Raw genomic sequence first — 16690 nt, 5'->3', positions numbered from 1 at the left:
AGAACCGGGCTCCCGAAAAGTACCCGAAACTTCTGGGCGGCGAGCCCGGAAGATCTGGGACCGGTGGTCGAAGATGAAGCAACTTTTTGAGGAATATAAGAGGTGTCAGATGTATGGTTTTCTGAAGAAAAAATGGTTGTGGCTGCTGTTTGCAGTCGTGTTCGCCCTCGGCGGGGTGTCGCTCTGGTATCTGGGTCAAGACAGTGACGAGGCGCAGGTTCGCCGGACACTGCGGCAGCTCTGCCGGATTTCGTCCAAGTACGAGAATGAGAAGGCGGCGGTCGGAGTGATGAAGATCAACGGTACGGACAAGGTGTTTGCGCCGGAGTGCCGGATCGATTTCCGGCACGAGATGTTCGGCGGCATTTACACGCCGGCCGAAATCACTTCGACGATGGCGCGGGTGCGCTCGATGTTCCGCAGCTGCGTCGTGGATATGCGCGATGTCGCGATCACGGTCGAACCGCCGGACAGGGCGTCGGCGGTATTCACGGGCACGCTGGACGGGCGGCTGAACGACGGCAAGACGGTCAACGAGGTGCGCGATCTCTACTGTACGCTCGAAAAGCGGGAGGACCGCTGGCTGATCACGAGCATATCGGTCCGGGACGTGCTGGAAAAATAAGGCTGTACCCGGGAGAATCCGTTGAATCTTCTGCTGCTGGAACCCTCCGACTTCATTTCCGGCTCCGTCGTGCGTATTTCGGGACGGCGTCTGCGCCAGCTTGCCGACGTGATCCGCGCCGAGCCCGGCAAGCGCTGCAAGGCCGGCCTGCTGAACGGTCTGACCGGCACGGCGGAGCTTTTGTCGATCACGCCGGAAACGGCGGAGCTCTCCGTCGCCTGGAACGGGGAGCCGCCGCCGAAGCTGGCCGTCACTCTGATCGCGGCGCTGCCGCGCCCCAAGACATTTCTGAAAGTCCTGCACACGGCGACGGTCATGGGGACGGAACGGATGATTTTCATCGAGAGCTGGAAGGTCGATAAGAGTTACTGGTCGACGCCGCTGATCGGGCCGGAAAGCGTCCGGGAAAATCTGCTGCTGGCGCTGGAACAGGCCGGGGATACGGTATTGCCGGCGGTTGAATTCCGGCGCCGGTTCAAGCCGTTCGTCGAGGACGAGCTGCCCGGCGTTGCGGCCGGGACGACGGCGATAGCGGGTCACCCGGCAGCCGAGGCGTCACTTCCCCGTCACTTATCCGGCAAAATCACGCTTGTCGTTGGTCCTGAGGGAGGATTCACGGAGTATGAGATCGGTTTGCTGGCCGCGAACGGAGTGACGCCGATGAGTTTCGGCCGCCGGATCATGCGGACGGAATTCGCCGTCACGGCGCTGCTGGCCCGCATCGCGCCCTGAACCGGAGAATGCAGGCGGCACATCCGGCATTGTCCGGTTCTGCTCCGGACCCGGTTGGGATTTTGCCGTGCAACGGGACTTTGAGGGCGTATCGGCATCTCCTCCGCAGCCGGCAATTTGCGGGGGCGCCGCATTCCGCCGGCCGGAACTCCCGGGATTTTCCGGGCGGCGCCTTGCTTTTTTCCGGCCGGGGCGCTATCTTATACCAATTCATTCACCATCATGAATCTGCGATGGTTCTTCCGGAATCGAAGGAAAAAATGAGGATGCTGCGTTCATGAGATTTTTATGGGGACTTCCGGCTTTTTTCGCCGTTTTCGCCCTGTTTGCCGGGGAGCCGTGTTTCCGGGTGGAGTTTTTCTCCGAATCCGACGGGGCGCCGCCGCTCCTTTCCGGCAGCTGTCCCGTTTTGCAGCCGGTGGTCCCGGCGGGGCGGCCGTGGCGCTTTTTCGCGTCGGAAACGGCGGAGCGGCCGCTGGTGCGGAGCAGGGTTGTCCCGACCGATGCGGAGAGCGGTCGTTACGCAGTCCTGCGTTATCCGGCTGGCTGTGTCCGGCTGCATTACTGGGACGGCGACGTGTACGGCGAAGTCGGCCAACTGGTGTTCCTGCTGCCGGAAAGTGAAAAATCCGAAGAGCCGCTGCCGTCGTCGCCTTACCGGCTTGACGGACCGTTTATCCGCTCAGCTTTCGGTCAGCTGGTCAATTTTTTTCCGGAGGAGCCGCCGGTTCTGCCGGAGAATTTCAAGTCGGAGTATACGGCGCGGGTGACCGACTCTCCGCTGCGGCGCGGCTGTTCGATGCCGGAGGAGTTCGGCGTGGACGAAGCCCGTGCCGCCGCCGCTGCCGGCGCCAACCTGCTCCGCTTCCGCGCCGGGACGCGGCCGGAGCGGCAGCTGGATGCCGCGCGGGAGGCCGGGCTGAAAGCCGTGGTCGACTGCGCCGCGCTCTCTCCCGCTTCTCTGGCGGAGCTGGCCCGGAATGTGAAGGAGCATCCGGCGCTGGCCGGGCTCGATCTCGGCGGCGGTCCGGCCGGATACGAACGCGCTCTGGCTGTGCGGCAGGCTGGCGGGACGGTGCCGCTTCTGGTTTCGGCGGATGTGTTCGGCTCCCCCGAAGCATTCGACGGTTTTTCCGCGCTGCCGCTGCCGGATATCGTCTATGCGGTCGATATTCGCGGGAGCGGCGGAAGGCCGCCGGAGGAACGGCTCGCGTCGCTCATCGGCTTCCAGCGGCGCAACGGCGCCCGGATTTTCGTCCGGACCTTCGAGAGTGACGTCCCGGGCCGTTTCATCGATGCGGCTGAAAAGCGCGGCTGGGACTGGTGCACGCCGTACCCCGCCGAACTTCCGTACACCAACTATTTTCGCCGCAACCGTCCCTGAGCATCGCCGCTTTTTCGCCGTCCGGATCGGTATCCCGCTTGTATTTTGAGGCGGAAGGGTGTATGTTAAAAGGCTATTATGAGAGCGAATGCATGCTTTTTCAGTTTCTGCGCCCTCCTGCTCGTTTTGTGCGTGTCGGGCTGGTGCGCGGCGTTTCAGCCGCCCGTTTTCTGCCTGGAGCAGGGCGGCCCGGTGTTCTCCGCCCTCACCGGCAGCCATGATACGGATCTGCCGCCTGCCGTGATTTCGTTCAAGGCGGAGCAGTTGTTCGTTCCGGCTCCGCCGCTGCTTCTGCAGGAGCAGCCGTTTTTTTTCCGGCAGAACTTCCATTTGCCGGAATCGTCCTTCGAGTCAGTTCCGGTCCGGATTCATTCCGGCATCATTCCCCATCTGCGCTGCTGATTTTATCGGCCGTTCCGGTTTTCTGCTTGAAAATCAACGGCTCCGGTGTTAATTTATTTCAGGAGTGAGGAATTTGAAAATTTCAGGACAGTCGAACTTTATTGCGATTGTCCGCTTCCCGCACCGTCGGGAGGATGAAGGGAAACGCCTCCGTGCGGAACGGATCCGCGCGGATGAATGAGGAGATGATGCCATGAATGACGCTCCGTTCAATGTTGCCTGGAACGTGGTGAGCCGCATGTCGGCCGCGGATCCGGCCGAACTGTTCCGGAAGCTGGCCTCGCACGCAGCCAAGCTCGAACCGCTGCGCAAGCTCGACCTGACTTCCAGCGCGATCCTCGATATGATCTGGGAACGCGAAAACCAGAGCCCCACCACGCTCGGCTGCGGCCTGATCCTGCCGCATGCCCGGGTGGGCAAACTCGAATCTCTGTGCGCGGTCTGCACCACGCTGGAGCATCCGCTCGATTGCGAGACGCCGGACGATGTGCCGGTTGTCTTCGGCTGTATGCTGCTGATTCCGGAGGAACGGCCGATGGAGGGGCTGCGCTTCATGGCCGACCTCGCCGCCGTCATGCACAATCCGGTCTGGCGGGACCGGCTGCGCTCCTGCGAGTCCAGTGACGAGATGGTCCGGCTGTTCCGGGAGATCCGCAAGCAGCGGCCGCCGGCGGTCATCGCTTCCGACATCATGGGACCGCCCCGGCTCGCGCTCTCCCCCGAGATGCCGCTGCAGGAGGCGACCCGGCTGATGGCGGATCACCGCGCCGCGGCGGTTCCGGTGCTCGACGGCGACAAACTGGTCGGCGAGATCGTCGCCGACGACCTGTTCAAGCTCGGCATTCCGGATTTCTTTTCGCAGCTGAAGAGCGTCGGTTTCATCCGCTACTTCGACCCGTTCGAAGAGTATTTCGCCGTCGAGATCGCCTCGAAGGTGTCGGATGTCATGAATACGGAATTCAAGGCGTTTCCCGAGACCGCCACGCTGATCGAAATCGTCTTTGCGATATCGGTGCAGAAGTGTCCGCTGATCTACATCGTCGGCGAACGCAACAAGCTGCTGGGCGTGATCGACCGCACGCTGCTTTTGAAACGAATCATCAATCTCTGAGGAGCAGTTCATCATGTTTGCATCCAATTTATTCTTCGGTGCGGCGGAGGCTGCCTCCGAACTTGCCGGAAGCGCCGCAGGCAGCACCCATATGTGGATCGGGGTGGCCATTTTCGCAGCCGCCTACCTTTTCATCGCGTCCGAGAAAGTCGACAAGACGATCGCGGCCATGCTCGGCGCCGGGCTGATGATCGCTCTCGGCGTAGCCGGTTTCAACGACATGCTCGGGAAGATCGATTTGAATGTGCTCGGGCTGCTGATCGGCATGATGGTCATCGTCAACATCATGGCGACGACCGGCGTTTTCGAATACCTGGCGGTGAAGATCGCCCGGCAGACCAAGGGCAACGGCGTGCTGGTCGTCATGGAGTTCCTGCTGGCGACCGCCTTCATTTCGGCCTTCATGGACAATGTGACGACCGTCATCCTGATGGCGCCGGTGACGATTCTCATTACGCAGCTTCTGCGGCTGCCGACCGTGCCGATCCTGATCATGGAGGCGATCTTCTCGAACATCGGCGGCACGGCGACGCTGATCGGCGACCCGCCGAACATCCTGATCGGCGCGAGCTGCAACCTTTCGTTCAACGATTTCCTGATCAACCTGACCCCGGTCGTCCTGATCGTGATGGCCGTGACGCTCGGCGTGGTGCTGCTTCAGATGCGCAAGAACCTGAGGACGGCGCCGAGCGCCGTGGCGCAGGTCCGCCTGACCGAGCCGAAGCTTGCGATTCTCGAACCGGCCCGGCTCTCCCGCTCGATGTGGGTGTTCGCCTTCGTCCTGCTCGGCTTTTTCACCAGCCGCCTGACCGGACTTGAACCCGGCATCATCGCGATCTGCGGCGCCTTCGTCATGGCGCTGGTCTGCAAAATCGAACTTTCGCACATGCTCGAAAAGGTCGAGTGGAACACGATCCTCTTTTTCAGCGGACTCTTCATGATGGTCGGCGCGCTCGAGATCGACGGCGTATTCAACAGTCTCGGCCAGTGGATGATCCATATGACCGACGGCAATTTCGCCCTGACCATGATGATCATTCTCTGGGGGAGCGCGATCCTGTCGGCGGTTATCGACAACATCCCGCTGGTGATTTCGATGATTCCGCTGATTCAGTCGATCGTCCCGATATTCGCCGGGCAGATGGGCATTGCCGGTTCGGAGGAGCTGATTACCGCGCAGATCCGGGAGCCGCTGTTCTGGGCGCTTGCGCTCGGCGCCTGCCTCGGCGGCAACGGAACGCTGATCGGCGCCTCGGCCAACGTCGTGGTCTGTCAGATCGCGCGCAAGAACCGTTATCCGGTCACCTTCTGGCAATTCACCCGTTACGGGTTCCCGCTGATGATTCTTTCGGTGGCGATCTGCTCGGTCTATCTGTATTTCAGATATATTTTCTGACCGTTCACAACGGGAGAGTCTTGCTTTTTTCTCCTTCCGGCTGTAAAGTAATCGGCCGGAAGGTTTTTTGTTGGCCATGCATACATTTTTTACAGAACTGTCGGGAAATCCGGGGGAGGCCGTCGCGTTGAATCCGCGGGAACGCGACCACCTTTTCAAGACGCTGCGGGCGCGTCCCGGCGACGAGGTCGAGCTGTTCGACGGCCGGGGCTGCCGCATGACGGGTATCGTCCGTGAGGAGAGATGCATCGAACTTCTGGAAACGGAGCGCTGTCCGGAGCCGGAGAAGAAGCTTCATTTGTTCTGCGCGGTTCCGCGCAAGGCGAAGTTCGATGTGCTGCTGAAACAGGCGGCGGAGCTCGGCGTCTGGTCGGTCCGCCTCATTGAATGTGCCCGGTCGGTGGCGAAGCCGGAGGGCAGCGACCGCTGGCAGCTTCTGCTGCAGGAGGGGTGCAAGCAGTCGAAGAACCCGTTTCTGCCCCGCATCGTGCCTCCGGTTCCGCTGGCGGCCGCGCTGGAGGAGGTCCGGCGCGGCGGGGTGAGCGCTTTCTTCGGCGCCGTCCGTTCCGCGGAGCGGGCGGTCGCGGCGGACGGCGACTTCGCCTGGTTCGTCGGCCCCGAAGGCGGTTTTACGGAAGAAGAGGAATCGGCGATGCGGGAGGCCGGCGTGCGCGGGCTGAATCTCGGCCCCTATGTGCTGCGGCTCGAAACCGCCGCGGTCTGCGGCCTCGCCGTGCTGAGACAATGGATGAGGTGAACATGAAAACGACGGTCCTGCCGCTCCTGCTGCCGCTTCTGATCTTCGCCGGACTGTTTCCGGCGGGCTGCAGCCCCTCCGAACCGGAGAAGCATCCGCTTTATCTGAAGGCGGCTCAACTGCGTTCCGAGGGGAATCCGGTGGAGGCGGAGGGATATCTCCGGCGTTATCTCGAGCGGGTTCCGGACTCCGCGCCGGGTCATCTGGCGCTGGCCAGCCTTTACGACGAAACGCTCGGCAACCCGACCTCCGCGCTTTACCACTACGAAGAGTATCTGCGCCTGGTGCCGGAGGATGCGGCGGACCGGGCCACGGTCGAGCATTACCGGCAGCTGGTTCGCGCCAAACTGCTGAAAGAGCTCTCCGGCGAGCCGCTGCCGGTGGTGCCGGTCGCAGTGCTTGCGGCGGAGAACCGTCAGCTGCGCCGGACGAACGACCAGCTGAAGCGTTACATCCAGAACCAGAACCGGAAGATTGCGGAGCTGCTGAACGGCGCTCCGGCCTCCGTGCCGTCGCCGTCCGTATCCTCCGGCCCCCGCACCTACACCGTGCGTCAGGGGGATACGCCGGGCAAAATCGCGCAGCGGTTTTACGGAACCGCCTCGAAATACCCGAAGATCATGGAAGCGAACCACCTGACCGGCAGCGGAAATCTGCGCGTCGGCCAGCAGTTGATCATCCCGGAATAACGGTTCGGAATCTCATGCCGCACACCCATGCGCCGCGCGACTCGGAGGAGGCGCTTCGCCTTGCCATCGAGTTCCGCGGCCTGTTATTCCTGAAAAACGAGAAACGGATTTCCTTCCGGATCGGTTCCCCGGCGGTACTCGATGATGCCGATGCGGATCGGGTCTTTTTCGAGCGGATAACCGCAGTCGTCGAGCCGGCAGGCGAACGCTTCGAGGTCGGGGACGGCGAAGGAGAAGGTCGAAGCGGCCGAGGCGTGTTCGAGATAACCGGCCGCGCTTTTTTCGAGGGTCAGGGCCAATTCCTCCGTCAGATGGAAGACCACGGCGAACGTGCTGTCGAGGACCGGTTCGCCGAGCTGGAGAAGGTCGCGGTAGAAGATTCGGCACGCATCAAGATCGTTTACCTTGAGGATCAGGCCGAAACGAGTTGCATTCATAGATAATTTACCATTTCTTTCCTTGCCAAAACGGCATTTGTGACTTAAATTATAATAAGCTTTGTTTCGAGTGAAGTCAACTCCGATTTTATAAATAAGCGTGATTTTCAGTTTGAAGCCGCATGGTGAAGGGAGAAGTGTTCGTGAATCACAATGTCTATTCCAGTCCGCTGACCGACCGTTACGCCGGTGCAGAAATGAGCTACATCTGGTCGCCGCAGTTCAAGCATTCAACCTGGCGGCGGCTCTGGCTCGAGCTTGCGAAGTGCGAGCAGAAGCTCGGACTGGCCATTACGGACGGGCAGATCAAACAGATGTCCGAACACCTTGAGGATATCGATTTCGACCGCGTCGCGGCGAAGGAGAAGGAACTGCGGCACGACGTCATGAGCCATATCCATGTGTTCGGCGAATCCTGCCCCGATGCGATGCCGATCATCCATCTCGGGGCGACGAGCTGCTTCGTGACCGACAACACCGAGCTCATCCAGATGCGCGAGGGGATGAAGGTCCTGCGCGGCAAGCTCCTGAAGCTCATGGATCAGCTGGCCGCCTTCTGCGAGCGCAACAAGGCGCTGCCGACGCTCGGCTTCACGCACTACCAGCCGGCGCAGCTGACCACGGTCGGCAAGCGTTTCAGCCTCTACCTTCAGGATTTCATGCTCGACTTCGAGCGGCTGGAGCGCGAGATCGAGGAGCTGCCGTTCCGCAGCGTGAAAGGCACGACCGGGACGCAGGCGAGCTTCCTCGAGCTCTTCGACGGCGACCATGCGAAGTGCCGGGAGCTTGAGAAGTCGGTCGCGGCCGCAATGGGGTTCGACCGGGTGATCGCGGTCTCCGGGCAGACCTACACGCGCAAGATCGACTATTTCGTCATGTCGATCCTCTCCGGCATTGCCCAGTCGGCGGCCAAGATGGCGACCGACATCCGGCTGCTCGCGAACCTGAAAGAAGTCGAGGAACCGTTTGAAAAGAAGCAGATCGGTTCCTCCGCCATGGCTTACAAGCGCAATCCGATGCGCAGCGAGCGGGTCTGTTCTCTGGCGCGTTATGTCATGAACCTGCCCGGTAATGCCGCGATGACCGAATCAACCCAGTGGTTCGAGCGGACGCTGGACGACTCCGCGAACCGCCGCATCATTCTCGGCGAAGGGTTCCTGACGGTCGACATCATCCTGTCGCTGCTCATCAACATCACCGACGGCCTCCAGCTCTGGCCGAACGTGATCAGAAAGCACATCCAGGCCGAACTGCCGTTCATGGCGACCGAAAATCTGCTGATGGCCGCCGTGAAGAAGGGAGGCAACCGGCAGGAGCTGCACGAGGTGATCCGGACCCATTCGATGGCGGCGGCGCGCCGGGTCAAGGAGGAGGGGGCCGACAACGACCTGCTCGAACGGCTGAAAAGCGATCCGGCGTTCAACTGCATCCGGGACGAGTTCGATTCGCTGCTCGACCCGGCGACCTTCGTCGGCCGCGCGCCGCAGCAGGTGCAGGAGTTCCTCGCGGAGGAGATCCGGCCGATTCTGGAGCGGTACGGGAAAGAGCTTTCCGCCGCCGCCGCCGACTCGGTCAATGTGTGATTTTCATTCTGTGGCAGAATCGTGAATAAATAAGGAGATGGAGAATCATGGCTTTTCTGGATGCCGATTACCTGATTTCGAATGAGACCGGCAAGCGCATTTTTGCATCGATCAAGGATCTTCCGGTCGTCGACCCGCACAACCACGCGAATCTGAAGGAGATTGCGGAAAACGACAACTACCGGGACGCCTGGCAGCTGTTCGCCGCAACCGACCATTACGTCTGGGAGATGCTCCGCAAGCGCGGCGTGCCCGAAGACCTGATCACCGGCTGCGCCGAACCGAAGGCGAAATTCCTGGCCATGGCCGCGGTTTTTCCGGAGCTGGCGGGGAATCCGGTCTATGAGTGGGTCCATCTCGACCTGAAGAACTACTTCGGCATCGCCGAACAGCTTTCCGAAGCGACCGGCGAGAAGATCTGGAACGAGGTCAATGCGAAGCTGGCCACCGACGCCTTCCGGCCGCAGGCGCTGCTGACCGGGCCGCTGAATGTCGAAGTCATGAGCTCGACCGACGACCTGATCGATACGCTCGAGTATCACAAGCAGGTCAACGAGGCGGTCGGCCGGGTGCTGGTGCGCCCGACCTGGCGTCCGGACAAGGCGATGAAAATCTTCGCACCCGGCTGGCGCGACTACATCCGTCAGGTCGAAGCGCGGTTCGGCATGAAGGTCGAGAGCTTCGACGATATGCTTGCGGCGATGAAGCTGTCGCACGCGCACTTTGCCGCGAACGGCTGCCGGGCGAGCGATCACGGGCTCGAGTATCCGGTTTACGCCGACTGCACGTTCGGCAATGTGGACGAGACGTTCCGGAAGGCGCTGGCCGGCAAGGAGCTGACCCAGGCCGAGATCGACTGCTACATGGGGACCTTCATGGCCGAAGCCGCCGCACTGAATGCGGAGACCGGCTGGGTGACCCAGCTTCATATCGGCGCGGTGCGCGATGTCCGTTACTCGCTTTACGAAAAGCTCGGCCCCGACGTCGGCGGCGATGTGTCGAGCCATTTCATCGACTACACGCCGTCGCTGGTCCGCTTCCTGAACCGTTTCGACGGGCGGCTGAAGGTCGTGCTCTACTGCATGGACGCGATCCATCAGATGACGCTTGCTACGCTGACCCGCGCTTTCGGAGCGACGGTTTCGCTCGGTGCGGCCTGGTGGCTGAACGACACGCCGATCGGCATGCGCCGGCAGCTCGAATATGTCGGTTCGATCGACGTGCTGGCGAATTACGCCGGCATGGTTTCGGATTCGCGCAAGCTGCTGAGCTACGGTTCGCGCTTCGAAATGTTCCGCCGCGTACTCGCGGATGTTCTCGGCGGCATGGTCGAGCGCGGCCAGATGCCGGAAGAGATCGCCATGTCTCTCGCGGAGCGGATCTCCTATTCCGGCGTCAAGCGCTTCTGGAACTTGTAATCGGGCCGTTTGGCATGTATATTCCCGAAATGTAAAAAAGGGATTTTTACAATACGTTTTTTTTAATACTTCCGAGGAAATTCATATGAGCGAAAAGGTGAAGAGCGATTTATACAAGGCTGCCGGCGTGGATATCGACCTGGCGACGTCACTACTGGACCAGGTCAAGAAGAAGTTCGCCGAAGCGCGGCGGCCCGAGATGCTCGCTCCGGTCGGCGGTTTCGGCGGTCTCTTCCAGCTCGATCTCTCGAAGTACAAAGAGCCGGTTCTGGTCGCCAGCATCGACGGTGTCGGTACGAAGCTCATGATCGCCATGATGATGGAGAAGTACGACACGGTCGGCCACGATATCGTGAACCACTGCATCAACGACATTTCCGTGCAGGGCGCCGAACCGCTCTATTTCCTCGACTATATCGGGATCGGCAAGCTCCGCAGCCCGCTCTACGAGCATGTGCTGACCGGAATCGCCGATGCCTGCAAGGCGGCGAACTGCGCGGTCCTCGGCGGCGAAACCGCCGAAATGCCCGGCATGTACGGCAATGATTTCGACCTGGTCGGCGTCATCACCGGCGTGGTCGAGAAGTCGAAGATGATCACCGGCGAGAAGATTCGTCCGGGCTACGTTGCGATCGGTTTCGGTTCGAACGGACTGCACACCAACGGCTTCAGTCTGGCTCGCAACATCTTTTTCTCGCAGTGCGGTTATACGGTCAAGACCTATCTGGAAGAGCTTGGCGAGACGGTCGGCGAAGCGCTGCTGAAGCCGCACATCTGCTACTACCCGGCGATCCGGGCGGCGCAGGATGCGGATCTGCCGCTCCACGGCATCGCGCACATCACCGGCGGCGGACTCTACGACAACGTTCCGCGCATTCTGCCGGACGATGTGTCGGTGGTGTTCCGCACCGATGTTCTGCCGATTCCGCCGGTATTCAAGGTGCTGGTCGAGAAGGGGCATGTCGACCCGGTCGAAGCGTACCGCGTGTTCAACATGGGCGTCGGCATGGTCTGGTTCGTTCCGCCGAAGGCGGTGGACCAGGCGCTTGAGATCGCGCGCGGCAAGGGTTTTACCGCCGGGGTGATCGGGGAAGTCGTTCCCGGCCACCGCGACGTGCGGATTCATTGATGGCCTGCGGCCGGCGGCGCCGGTTTCGCATCCACCGCGGAGAGCGGAAAGATGGTTGATTTCTCGAAAATTCCGGGGTCGTTGAAGTTCGGCGTTCGCGTGGAGCGTTCGCTGCGCCGGAATTTTGCCCGTGCCGTCGCCTTTTTCGGCGGCGAGGGCGCCGAGGAGGTCAGCCGCGAGGAGCTCGCCTGCCGCCGCATGGTGCTTTCGCTGGTCCGCACGGTCATGGAGAGCGACGGGCCGATGACGGAGCGGAAGGCCGATGCGTTCCGGCGGCTGCTGGCGGATGAGTTTTCTCCGGTCAAGATCGAACGGGTGATCGCCGAAATGCGACAGAGCCCGCTTGTCACGGCCGATGAGGCCGCGCCGTTGTTCCGGGAGTATTCCGAAGAGGAACGCGAGCGGCTGATCCGGTCGCTTCTGATTCTGGCCGCGAGCAACGACAGCCTGCCGGAGAGCGCCGGACTGATTGAGGAATTGGGCCGGAAGCTTGGCTTCTCCGGGAAGGAGATGGCGGAGATGCGCGGGGAAGTCGTCGAGTCGCAGCTGCGCCGGGCGCGGATTCTGCGTTCCGGCGCAGGCGTGCTGGTGGCGCTGATCGTGATCGCCGTTTTTATCCTGACCGCGACGCTGCTCCGGTCCGTGATTTTCGGATTGATCGCCGCCTATGTCATGCTGCCGCTCGAGAAATACTTCGAGCGGCGGCTGCGGCAGCGCAAGGGAGTCGGCTACCTGCTGTTCCGGGCGGGCGATTTTCTGTTTTCGCCGCTTCAGCGGCTTGCCGAGGGGATTCAGCGCCGCCGCCGGACCGGTCCGCCTTCGCCCGGGGAGGAGGACAAACGGCGGGAGCACAAGCTCATCACGCAGGCGGTTGCGCTGACCTGCGGCGTCATGCTGATTTTCGCGATTCTGCTGCTGAGCGGGATTTCTGCCCTTACCAATCATTATTTTCAGAATCTGAAGGGGTGGACGCGTACTCATATCGTCGAGAGCGCCGAAACCGCGCTCGACGACATTCCCGCCGTCCGCGAGCCGCTGCCGGAACCGGCCGTTCCCGGCCCGGAGCCGGCGCTTCCGGCGGCCTCCGGCAACGGCATCTGGGATACCGGGGCCGGGAAGCTGATCGCGCAGGGGCAGGTCTACCTCGAACGGCTGCGCGAGCGTTTCGAGAATCTTCCGCTCGTCAAATGGGGGCTCGACCAGATCAGCCGGATTCTGCACGACGAATCGGCGCAGCGCGAGCTGGCCGGCTATCTGCTGCAGCGGACCGGCGGCCTTTTTTCCTTCACCGCCGGGGTGATCGGTACGATCGGCGTGATTCTGGCAGATCTGCTGCTGGCGATCTTCTTCTTCCTGCTGTTCCTGATGAAGCTGGCGGAGTTCTGCGGTCCCGGCGACGATCCGAGCCGGAAGCGGCAGAGCGAGTATCTGGTGCGGACCGTGTTCAACGGCAACTGGCTGCCGGGGGCGAGTCCGGAGACGATCGCCGAAGCGCAGCGCATCATCGGTGAAGTCATCAACAAGCTCCGGGTCTGGGTGCGCGGTTATCTGACTCTGATGGTGGTCGATGCGACGGTTTACACGACCTGCTTCTTTTTTCTCGGCGTTCCATACTTTCCGGTTCTCGGGCTGCTGGCCGGCTGCGGCATTCTGCTGCCGTATATCGGGCCGATCCTGTCCGCGCTGGTGACGGTGCTGATTACGCTGGCGGTCGGCGGCTCTTCGGTGAGCGGCGTGCAGCTGGCCGGGATCATCGCCGCCTACCTGATTTACAACGGGGTCATCGAGCAGTTCATCCTGTATCCGGCGGTGATCGGGGAATCGCTCGGGCTCACCACGCTTGAAACGATTATCGTCGTGCTGCTCGGCGCGATTTTCGCCGGGATTCCCGGCATGATTCTGGCGCTCCCGGCGGCGTCGGTGATCAAATACCTGGTCCCCCAGATCTACCACGCCTGGGGCGGCGCATCCGGAAGCCGGAAGGAGGTGGAGGAATGAACGTACGGAACCGGCTGCGTCCGGCGGCGCTCGCCGCCGCCGTCCTGCTGCTGGCCGGCTGTGCCGGCGAAATCGGCGTGACCCGGGTCGGCGCCGCGGGGCGGGCGGAATACGGCGCCCCGGTCACCGCCAAGGGGATCACGCAGGATACCTACAACCTGCTCGGCAACTTCCTGCTGGAAGAGACCTACGACGAGCGGCCGCTGGAGCTGATCGGGGAGCTCGAAAAGCTGTTCCGCTCGGAGCCGCGGCCCGAGTATCTGGCCGCATTGGCGGACTGTGCGCTGAATCTCGGGCTGCGTGAGAGAAGCGATCCCGACCTGGCGGTGCGTTTTCATCTTTCGGCCGCGCTTTACAGTTACGGCTATCTGTCGGTGCTGGATCAGCCCGACTTGAAACCGTACAATGCCGAGCGATTGCTGATGATGCGGATCTACAATATCGCCATCGCGGAGATCTTCGATTATCTTCAGGAGCGCGGACTTCAGCTGAAGTCGTCGTTTTCGCTGAACACGGCCGGCGGCCAGCGCGTCACGTTCCTGCCGCCGCGTTACGAATTGCCGCTTGAACCGAAGAGTTTTTCGGAATTTCTGCTCTGCGCCGATTTCCGCACGAAAAATCTGACCCATGTGAGCCGGAGCTTCGGGATCGGCGCGCCCCTGATCTGTCAGGTCTCCGAAGAGGCGATCGACGCGGTGGAGGAAGACCGGACCCGGTTCGCCCAGCAGCAGACGCTGCCCGGCACGCTGATGATCAATTTCGACAACGAAGGCGGCGGCCAGCTGACGGCGCGGCTGTCGTTCCTCGACTCCCGGAACCGGGAGACGGTCAGGATCGGCAAATATTCGCTTCCGCTCGAACTTGATTTCTCGACTCCGCTGGCCTATATGGTGCGCAATCCGCTGCCGTTCGATTATCTGACTTATATGCTCAAGCCGGAGGAGACGCGGCAGATGCAGGGGCTTTATATGCTCGAACCGTTCCGTGACGACCGGATTCCGGTGGTGCTGGTGCACGGTCTCATGTCGAACATCCGCACCTGGATGCAGATGATCAACACCCTGCAGAGCGACCCGGTGCTGCGGAAGTATTATCAGTTCTGGGGGTTCACTTATTCGAGCGGGAATCCGGTGCTGTTTTCGGCCAGGATGCTCCGCGAGGACCTGCAGCTCGAAGCGGAACGGCTGAGCGCCTCGGGGCGGCCGACCACGATGTTTTCGCGCATGGTGCTGGTCGGCCATTCGATGGGCGGGCTGGTTGCCAAGACGATGGTCATGAATTCAGGCGAAGATCTGGTCGGGCGGTTGTTCGGGGAGCAGGCCGATGAAATTCTCCGGAACCTGAAACCGGAGCAGCGGGAGTTTCTGGATGAGATGTTCTCCTTCGAGGCGCTGCCGTTTGTGAAGCGCGTGGTTTTTCTCGCCGTGCCGCACCGCGGTTCGGATTATGCGCACAGCTGGATCGGCCGGATCGGTTCGCAGATGGTGGAGCTGCCGGTTTCGCTCGTGACGCGCGGGGACGGCATCATCAAGACCCTGATGAATCAGGGGGTTTTCATGCCGCACGACGCGAAGTTCGCGACCGGCATCGATAATCTCGACCCGAACAACGGGACCTTGAAGCTGCTGAGCAGCCTGCCGTTTGCGCCGGGCGTCGTTTACCATTCGATCATCGGCAACCGGGAAGAGGACGGCGTGCCGGGCGGCAGCGACGGAGTCGTGCCGTATCTTTCCAGCCATCTGGACGGCGCCGCGAGCGAGCTGGTGGTCAAATCCGGCCACAGCGTACAGGTCAACCCCCTGGCGATTCAGGAGCTGCGGCGGATTCTGATCGAACATCTGCGGCAGTTTCCGGAGCTGAAGGTCGAATTGCCGAAATTTCCGGGAAAAGTGGGGAATGAAGATGAAGAACTGTCCCGAAAGTAGGCCGGTTCCGGAAAGCGGAGCCCCGGTCTCTTGGTGGAAGCGGATTCGGGTGCTGTTCGGGAGATCGCGGCTCCACGCATTTCTGGTCTGGGGGCCGCTGTATCTTCTTCTGCTGGGGGCGTGGCTCTGGTGCGTCGGTGCGGTGTATTATGCGTTCCACTGGTCCGGTGCTTCCGTGGCTGTTTTCGCCGGGACGCTTCTGGCCTTCTGGCTGATCTCCGTGCGCCGGCGCCGTTTCCTGGCGGCGGTCGGGGCGGTCGAGCTGGCGGTGATCGGCGCTTTTCTGGCCATGACGCCGGAACGGATGTTTGCCGATGTGGTCTGGCAGAAGCCGTGGGGCCGCGCGCCGACCGTCGAGTTTGTCGGCAGCCGGGTGATGCTGCACAATGTCAGGGATTTTCATTACCGCAGCGTGGACGATTACGATATCCGTTACACCGATTTCTGCATCGATCCGTCCACCGTGCGGACGGTGGATGTCGCAGTGTCTCACTGGGACGGGCTGCAGGCGATTGCGCACACCATGCTCTCGTTCGGTTTTGCCGACGGGCGCTATCTGGCCGTTTCGATGGAGACGCGCCTGCCGGAAGGGGTGGAGCAGGGATTCCTTCCCGGCCTCTATCATCAGTATGAGATTCTGATGATTCTGGCGACGGAGGAGGATCTGTTCAAGCTGCGGACCGATTACCGCCATGAAGAGCTCTATCTCTACCGCACCAACGCGACTCCGGCGCAGGCGCGGGAGCTGCTGGACTATGTGATTCTGCGGGCCGACTCGCTCTCCCGGCATCCGGAGTTCTACAACAGCATCACGCGCAACTGCACGACGAGCCTGGGGCCGCTGCTGCGGGTGATCGACCCGACCTTCGAGGGGGATCTGCGTCTTCTCCTGAACGGCTATTCGGATGAACTGCTGTTCGAGCTCGGTTATTTGAAGCACCAGGAGGAGGAGACGTTTCCGGAACTGAAGAAGCGGCGGCTGGCGGACCTTTACGCCGCACTCCCGTCGGAGCTCGGTTATTCCGAACTGATCCGGACCAATTTATGAAGAAATGTAACGGAAACGGTTTCATGCTTCGACCGGTGAAAACCGGGAATTTTCCG

15 protein-coding genes are annotated in these 16690 nt (G+C 61.6%); 14 read left to right on the top strand and 1 reads right to left on the bottom strand.

Features of this window, described 5'->3' with window-relative positions:
- Positions 1–109: 109 nt before the first annotated feature.
- The 8 genes from FYJ85_RS09560 to FYJ85_RS09525 all read left to right on the top strand — a co-directional run bounded on the left by FYJ85_RS09560 (position 110) and on the right by FYJ85_RS09525 (position 7096).
- Positions 110–625: a hypothetical protein gene (locus FYJ85_RS09560; protein WP_154418141.1), complete on the top strand. Its 516-nt coding sequence runs from the start codon at positions 110–112 to the stop codon at positions 623–625.
- Positions 626–646: 21 nt separating this feature from the next.
- Positions 647–1357, top strand: coding sequence for a 16S rRNA (uracil(1498)-N(3))-methyltransferase (locus FYJ85_RS09555; RefSeq protein WP_154418139.1), 711 nt, complete (start codon positions 647–649; stop codon positions 1355–1357).
- A 277-nt stretch (positions 1358–1634) separates the two neighbouring features.
- Positions 1635–2741 carry a glycoside hydrolase family 5 protein gene (locus FYJ85_RS09550; RefSeq protein ID WP_154418137.1) on the top strand — a complete coding sequence of 369 codons (1107 nt, stop codon included), beginning with the start codon at positions 1635–1637 and terminating at the stop codon, positions 2739–2741.
- 78 nt (positions 2742–2819) lie between these two features.
- Positions 2820–3143 (top strand): hypothetical protein, encoded by a 324-nt coding sequence (locus FYJ85_RS09545; protein WP_154418135.1) that lies wholly within the window; start codon positions 2820–2822, stop codon positions 3141–3143.
- 193 nt (positions 3144–3336) lie between these two features.
- Positions 3337–4254, top strand: a complete 918-nt coding sequence (locus tag FYJ85_RS09540) for a PTS sugar transporter subunit IIA (RefSeq protein WP_106054143.1) — start codon at positions 3337–3339, stop codon at positions 4252–4254.
- Between the two features lie 13 nt (positions 4255–4267).
- Positions 4268–5650: an ArsB/NhaD family transporter gene (locus tag FYJ85_RS09535; protein ID WP_154418134.1), complete on the top strand. Its 1383-nt coding sequence runs from the start codon at positions 4268–4270 to the stop codon at positions 5648–5650.
- A 76-nt stretch (positions 5651–5726) separates the two neighbouring features.
- Positions 5727–6407 (top strand): RsmE family RNA methyltransferase, encoded by a 681-nt coding sequence (locus FYJ85_RS09530; protein WP_106054145.1) that lies wholly within the window; start codon positions 5727–5729, stop codon positions 6405–6407.
- A 2-nt stretch (positions 6408–6409) separates the two neighbouring features.
- A complete protein-coding gene (locus FYJ85_RS09525) occupies positions 6410–7096 on the top strand; it encodes a LysM peptidoglycan-binding domain-containing protein (RefSeq protein ID WP_206213075.1) in 687 nt (228 codons plus the stop codon).
- Positions 7097–7179: 83 nt separating this feature from the next.
- Here FYJ85_RS09525 and FYJ85_RS09520 read toward each other — a convergent pair whose 3' ends face one another.
- Positions 7180–7533 carry a VOC family protein gene (locus FYJ85_RS09520; RefSeq protein ID WP_154418130.1) on the bottom strand — a complete coding sequence of 118 codons (354 nt, stop codon included), beginning with the start codon at positions 7531–7533 and terminating at the stop codon, positions 7180–7182.
- A 143-nt stretch (positions 7534–7676) separates the two neighbouring features.
- On the opposite strand from FYJ85_RS09520, the gene purB reads away from it, so the two are divergent.
- From purB to FYJ85_RS09490, 6 genes are all read left to right on the top strand, one after another.
- Positions 7677–9116, top strand: a complete 1440-nt coding sequence (gene purB, locus FYJ85_RS09515; RefSeq protein ID WP_206213074.1) for an adenylosuccinate lyase — start codon at positions 7677–7679, stop codon at positions 9114–9116.
- A 47-nt stretch (positions 9117–9163) separates the two neighbouring features.
- Positions 9164–10534 carry a glucuronate isomerase gene (uxaC, locus tag FYJ85_RS09510; protein ID WP_106054149.1) on the top strand — a complete coding sequence of 457 codons (1371 nt, stop codon included), beginning with the start codon at positions 9164–9166 and terminating at the stop codon, positions 10532–10534.
- Positions 10535–10619: 85 nt separating this feature from the next.
- Positions 10620–11663: a phosphoribosylformylglycinamidine cyclo-ligase gene (gene purM / locus FYJ85_RS09505; RefSeq protein ID WP_158704108.1), complete on the top strand. Its 1044-nt coding sequence runs from the start codon at positions 10620–10622 to the stop codon at positions 11661–11663.
- Between the two features lie 51 nt (positions 11664–11714).
- Positions 11715–13661 carry an AI-2E family transporter gene (locus tag FYJ85_RS09500; protein WP_106054151.1) on the top strand — a complete coding sequence of 649 codons (1947 nt, stop codon included), beginning with the start codon at positions 11715–11717 and terminating at the stop codon, positions 13659–13661.
- A complete protein-coding gene (locus tag FYJ85_RS09495) occupies positions 13658–15586 on the top strand; it encodes an esterase/lipase family protein (RefSeq protein ID WP_106054152.1) in 1929 nt (642 codons plus the stop codon). The genes FYJ85_RS09500 and FYJ85_RS09495 overlap by 4 nt, the downstream gene beginning before the upstream one ends.
- Positions 15558–16634 (top strand): Lnb N-terminal periplasmic domain-containing protein, encoded by a 1077-nt coding sequence (locus tag FYJ85_RS09490; RefSeq protein ID WP_154418128.1) that lies wholly within the window; start codon positions 15558–15560, stop codon positions 16632–16634. Before FYJ85_RS09495 ends, FYJ85_RS09490 begins: the two co-directional genes overlap by 29 nt.
- Positions 16635–16690 lie beyond the last annotated feature (56 nt).

The sequence above is a fragment of the Victivallis lenta genome, assembly GCF_009695545.1.
GTDB classification, from domain to species: domain Bacteria; phylum Verrucomicrobiota; class Lentisphaeria; order Victivallales; family Victivallaceae; genus Victivallis; species Victivallis lenta.
The sequence above is the reverse complement of the archived record's forward strand: the minus strand, read 5'-3'. Positions and strand labels throughout refer to the sequence as shown.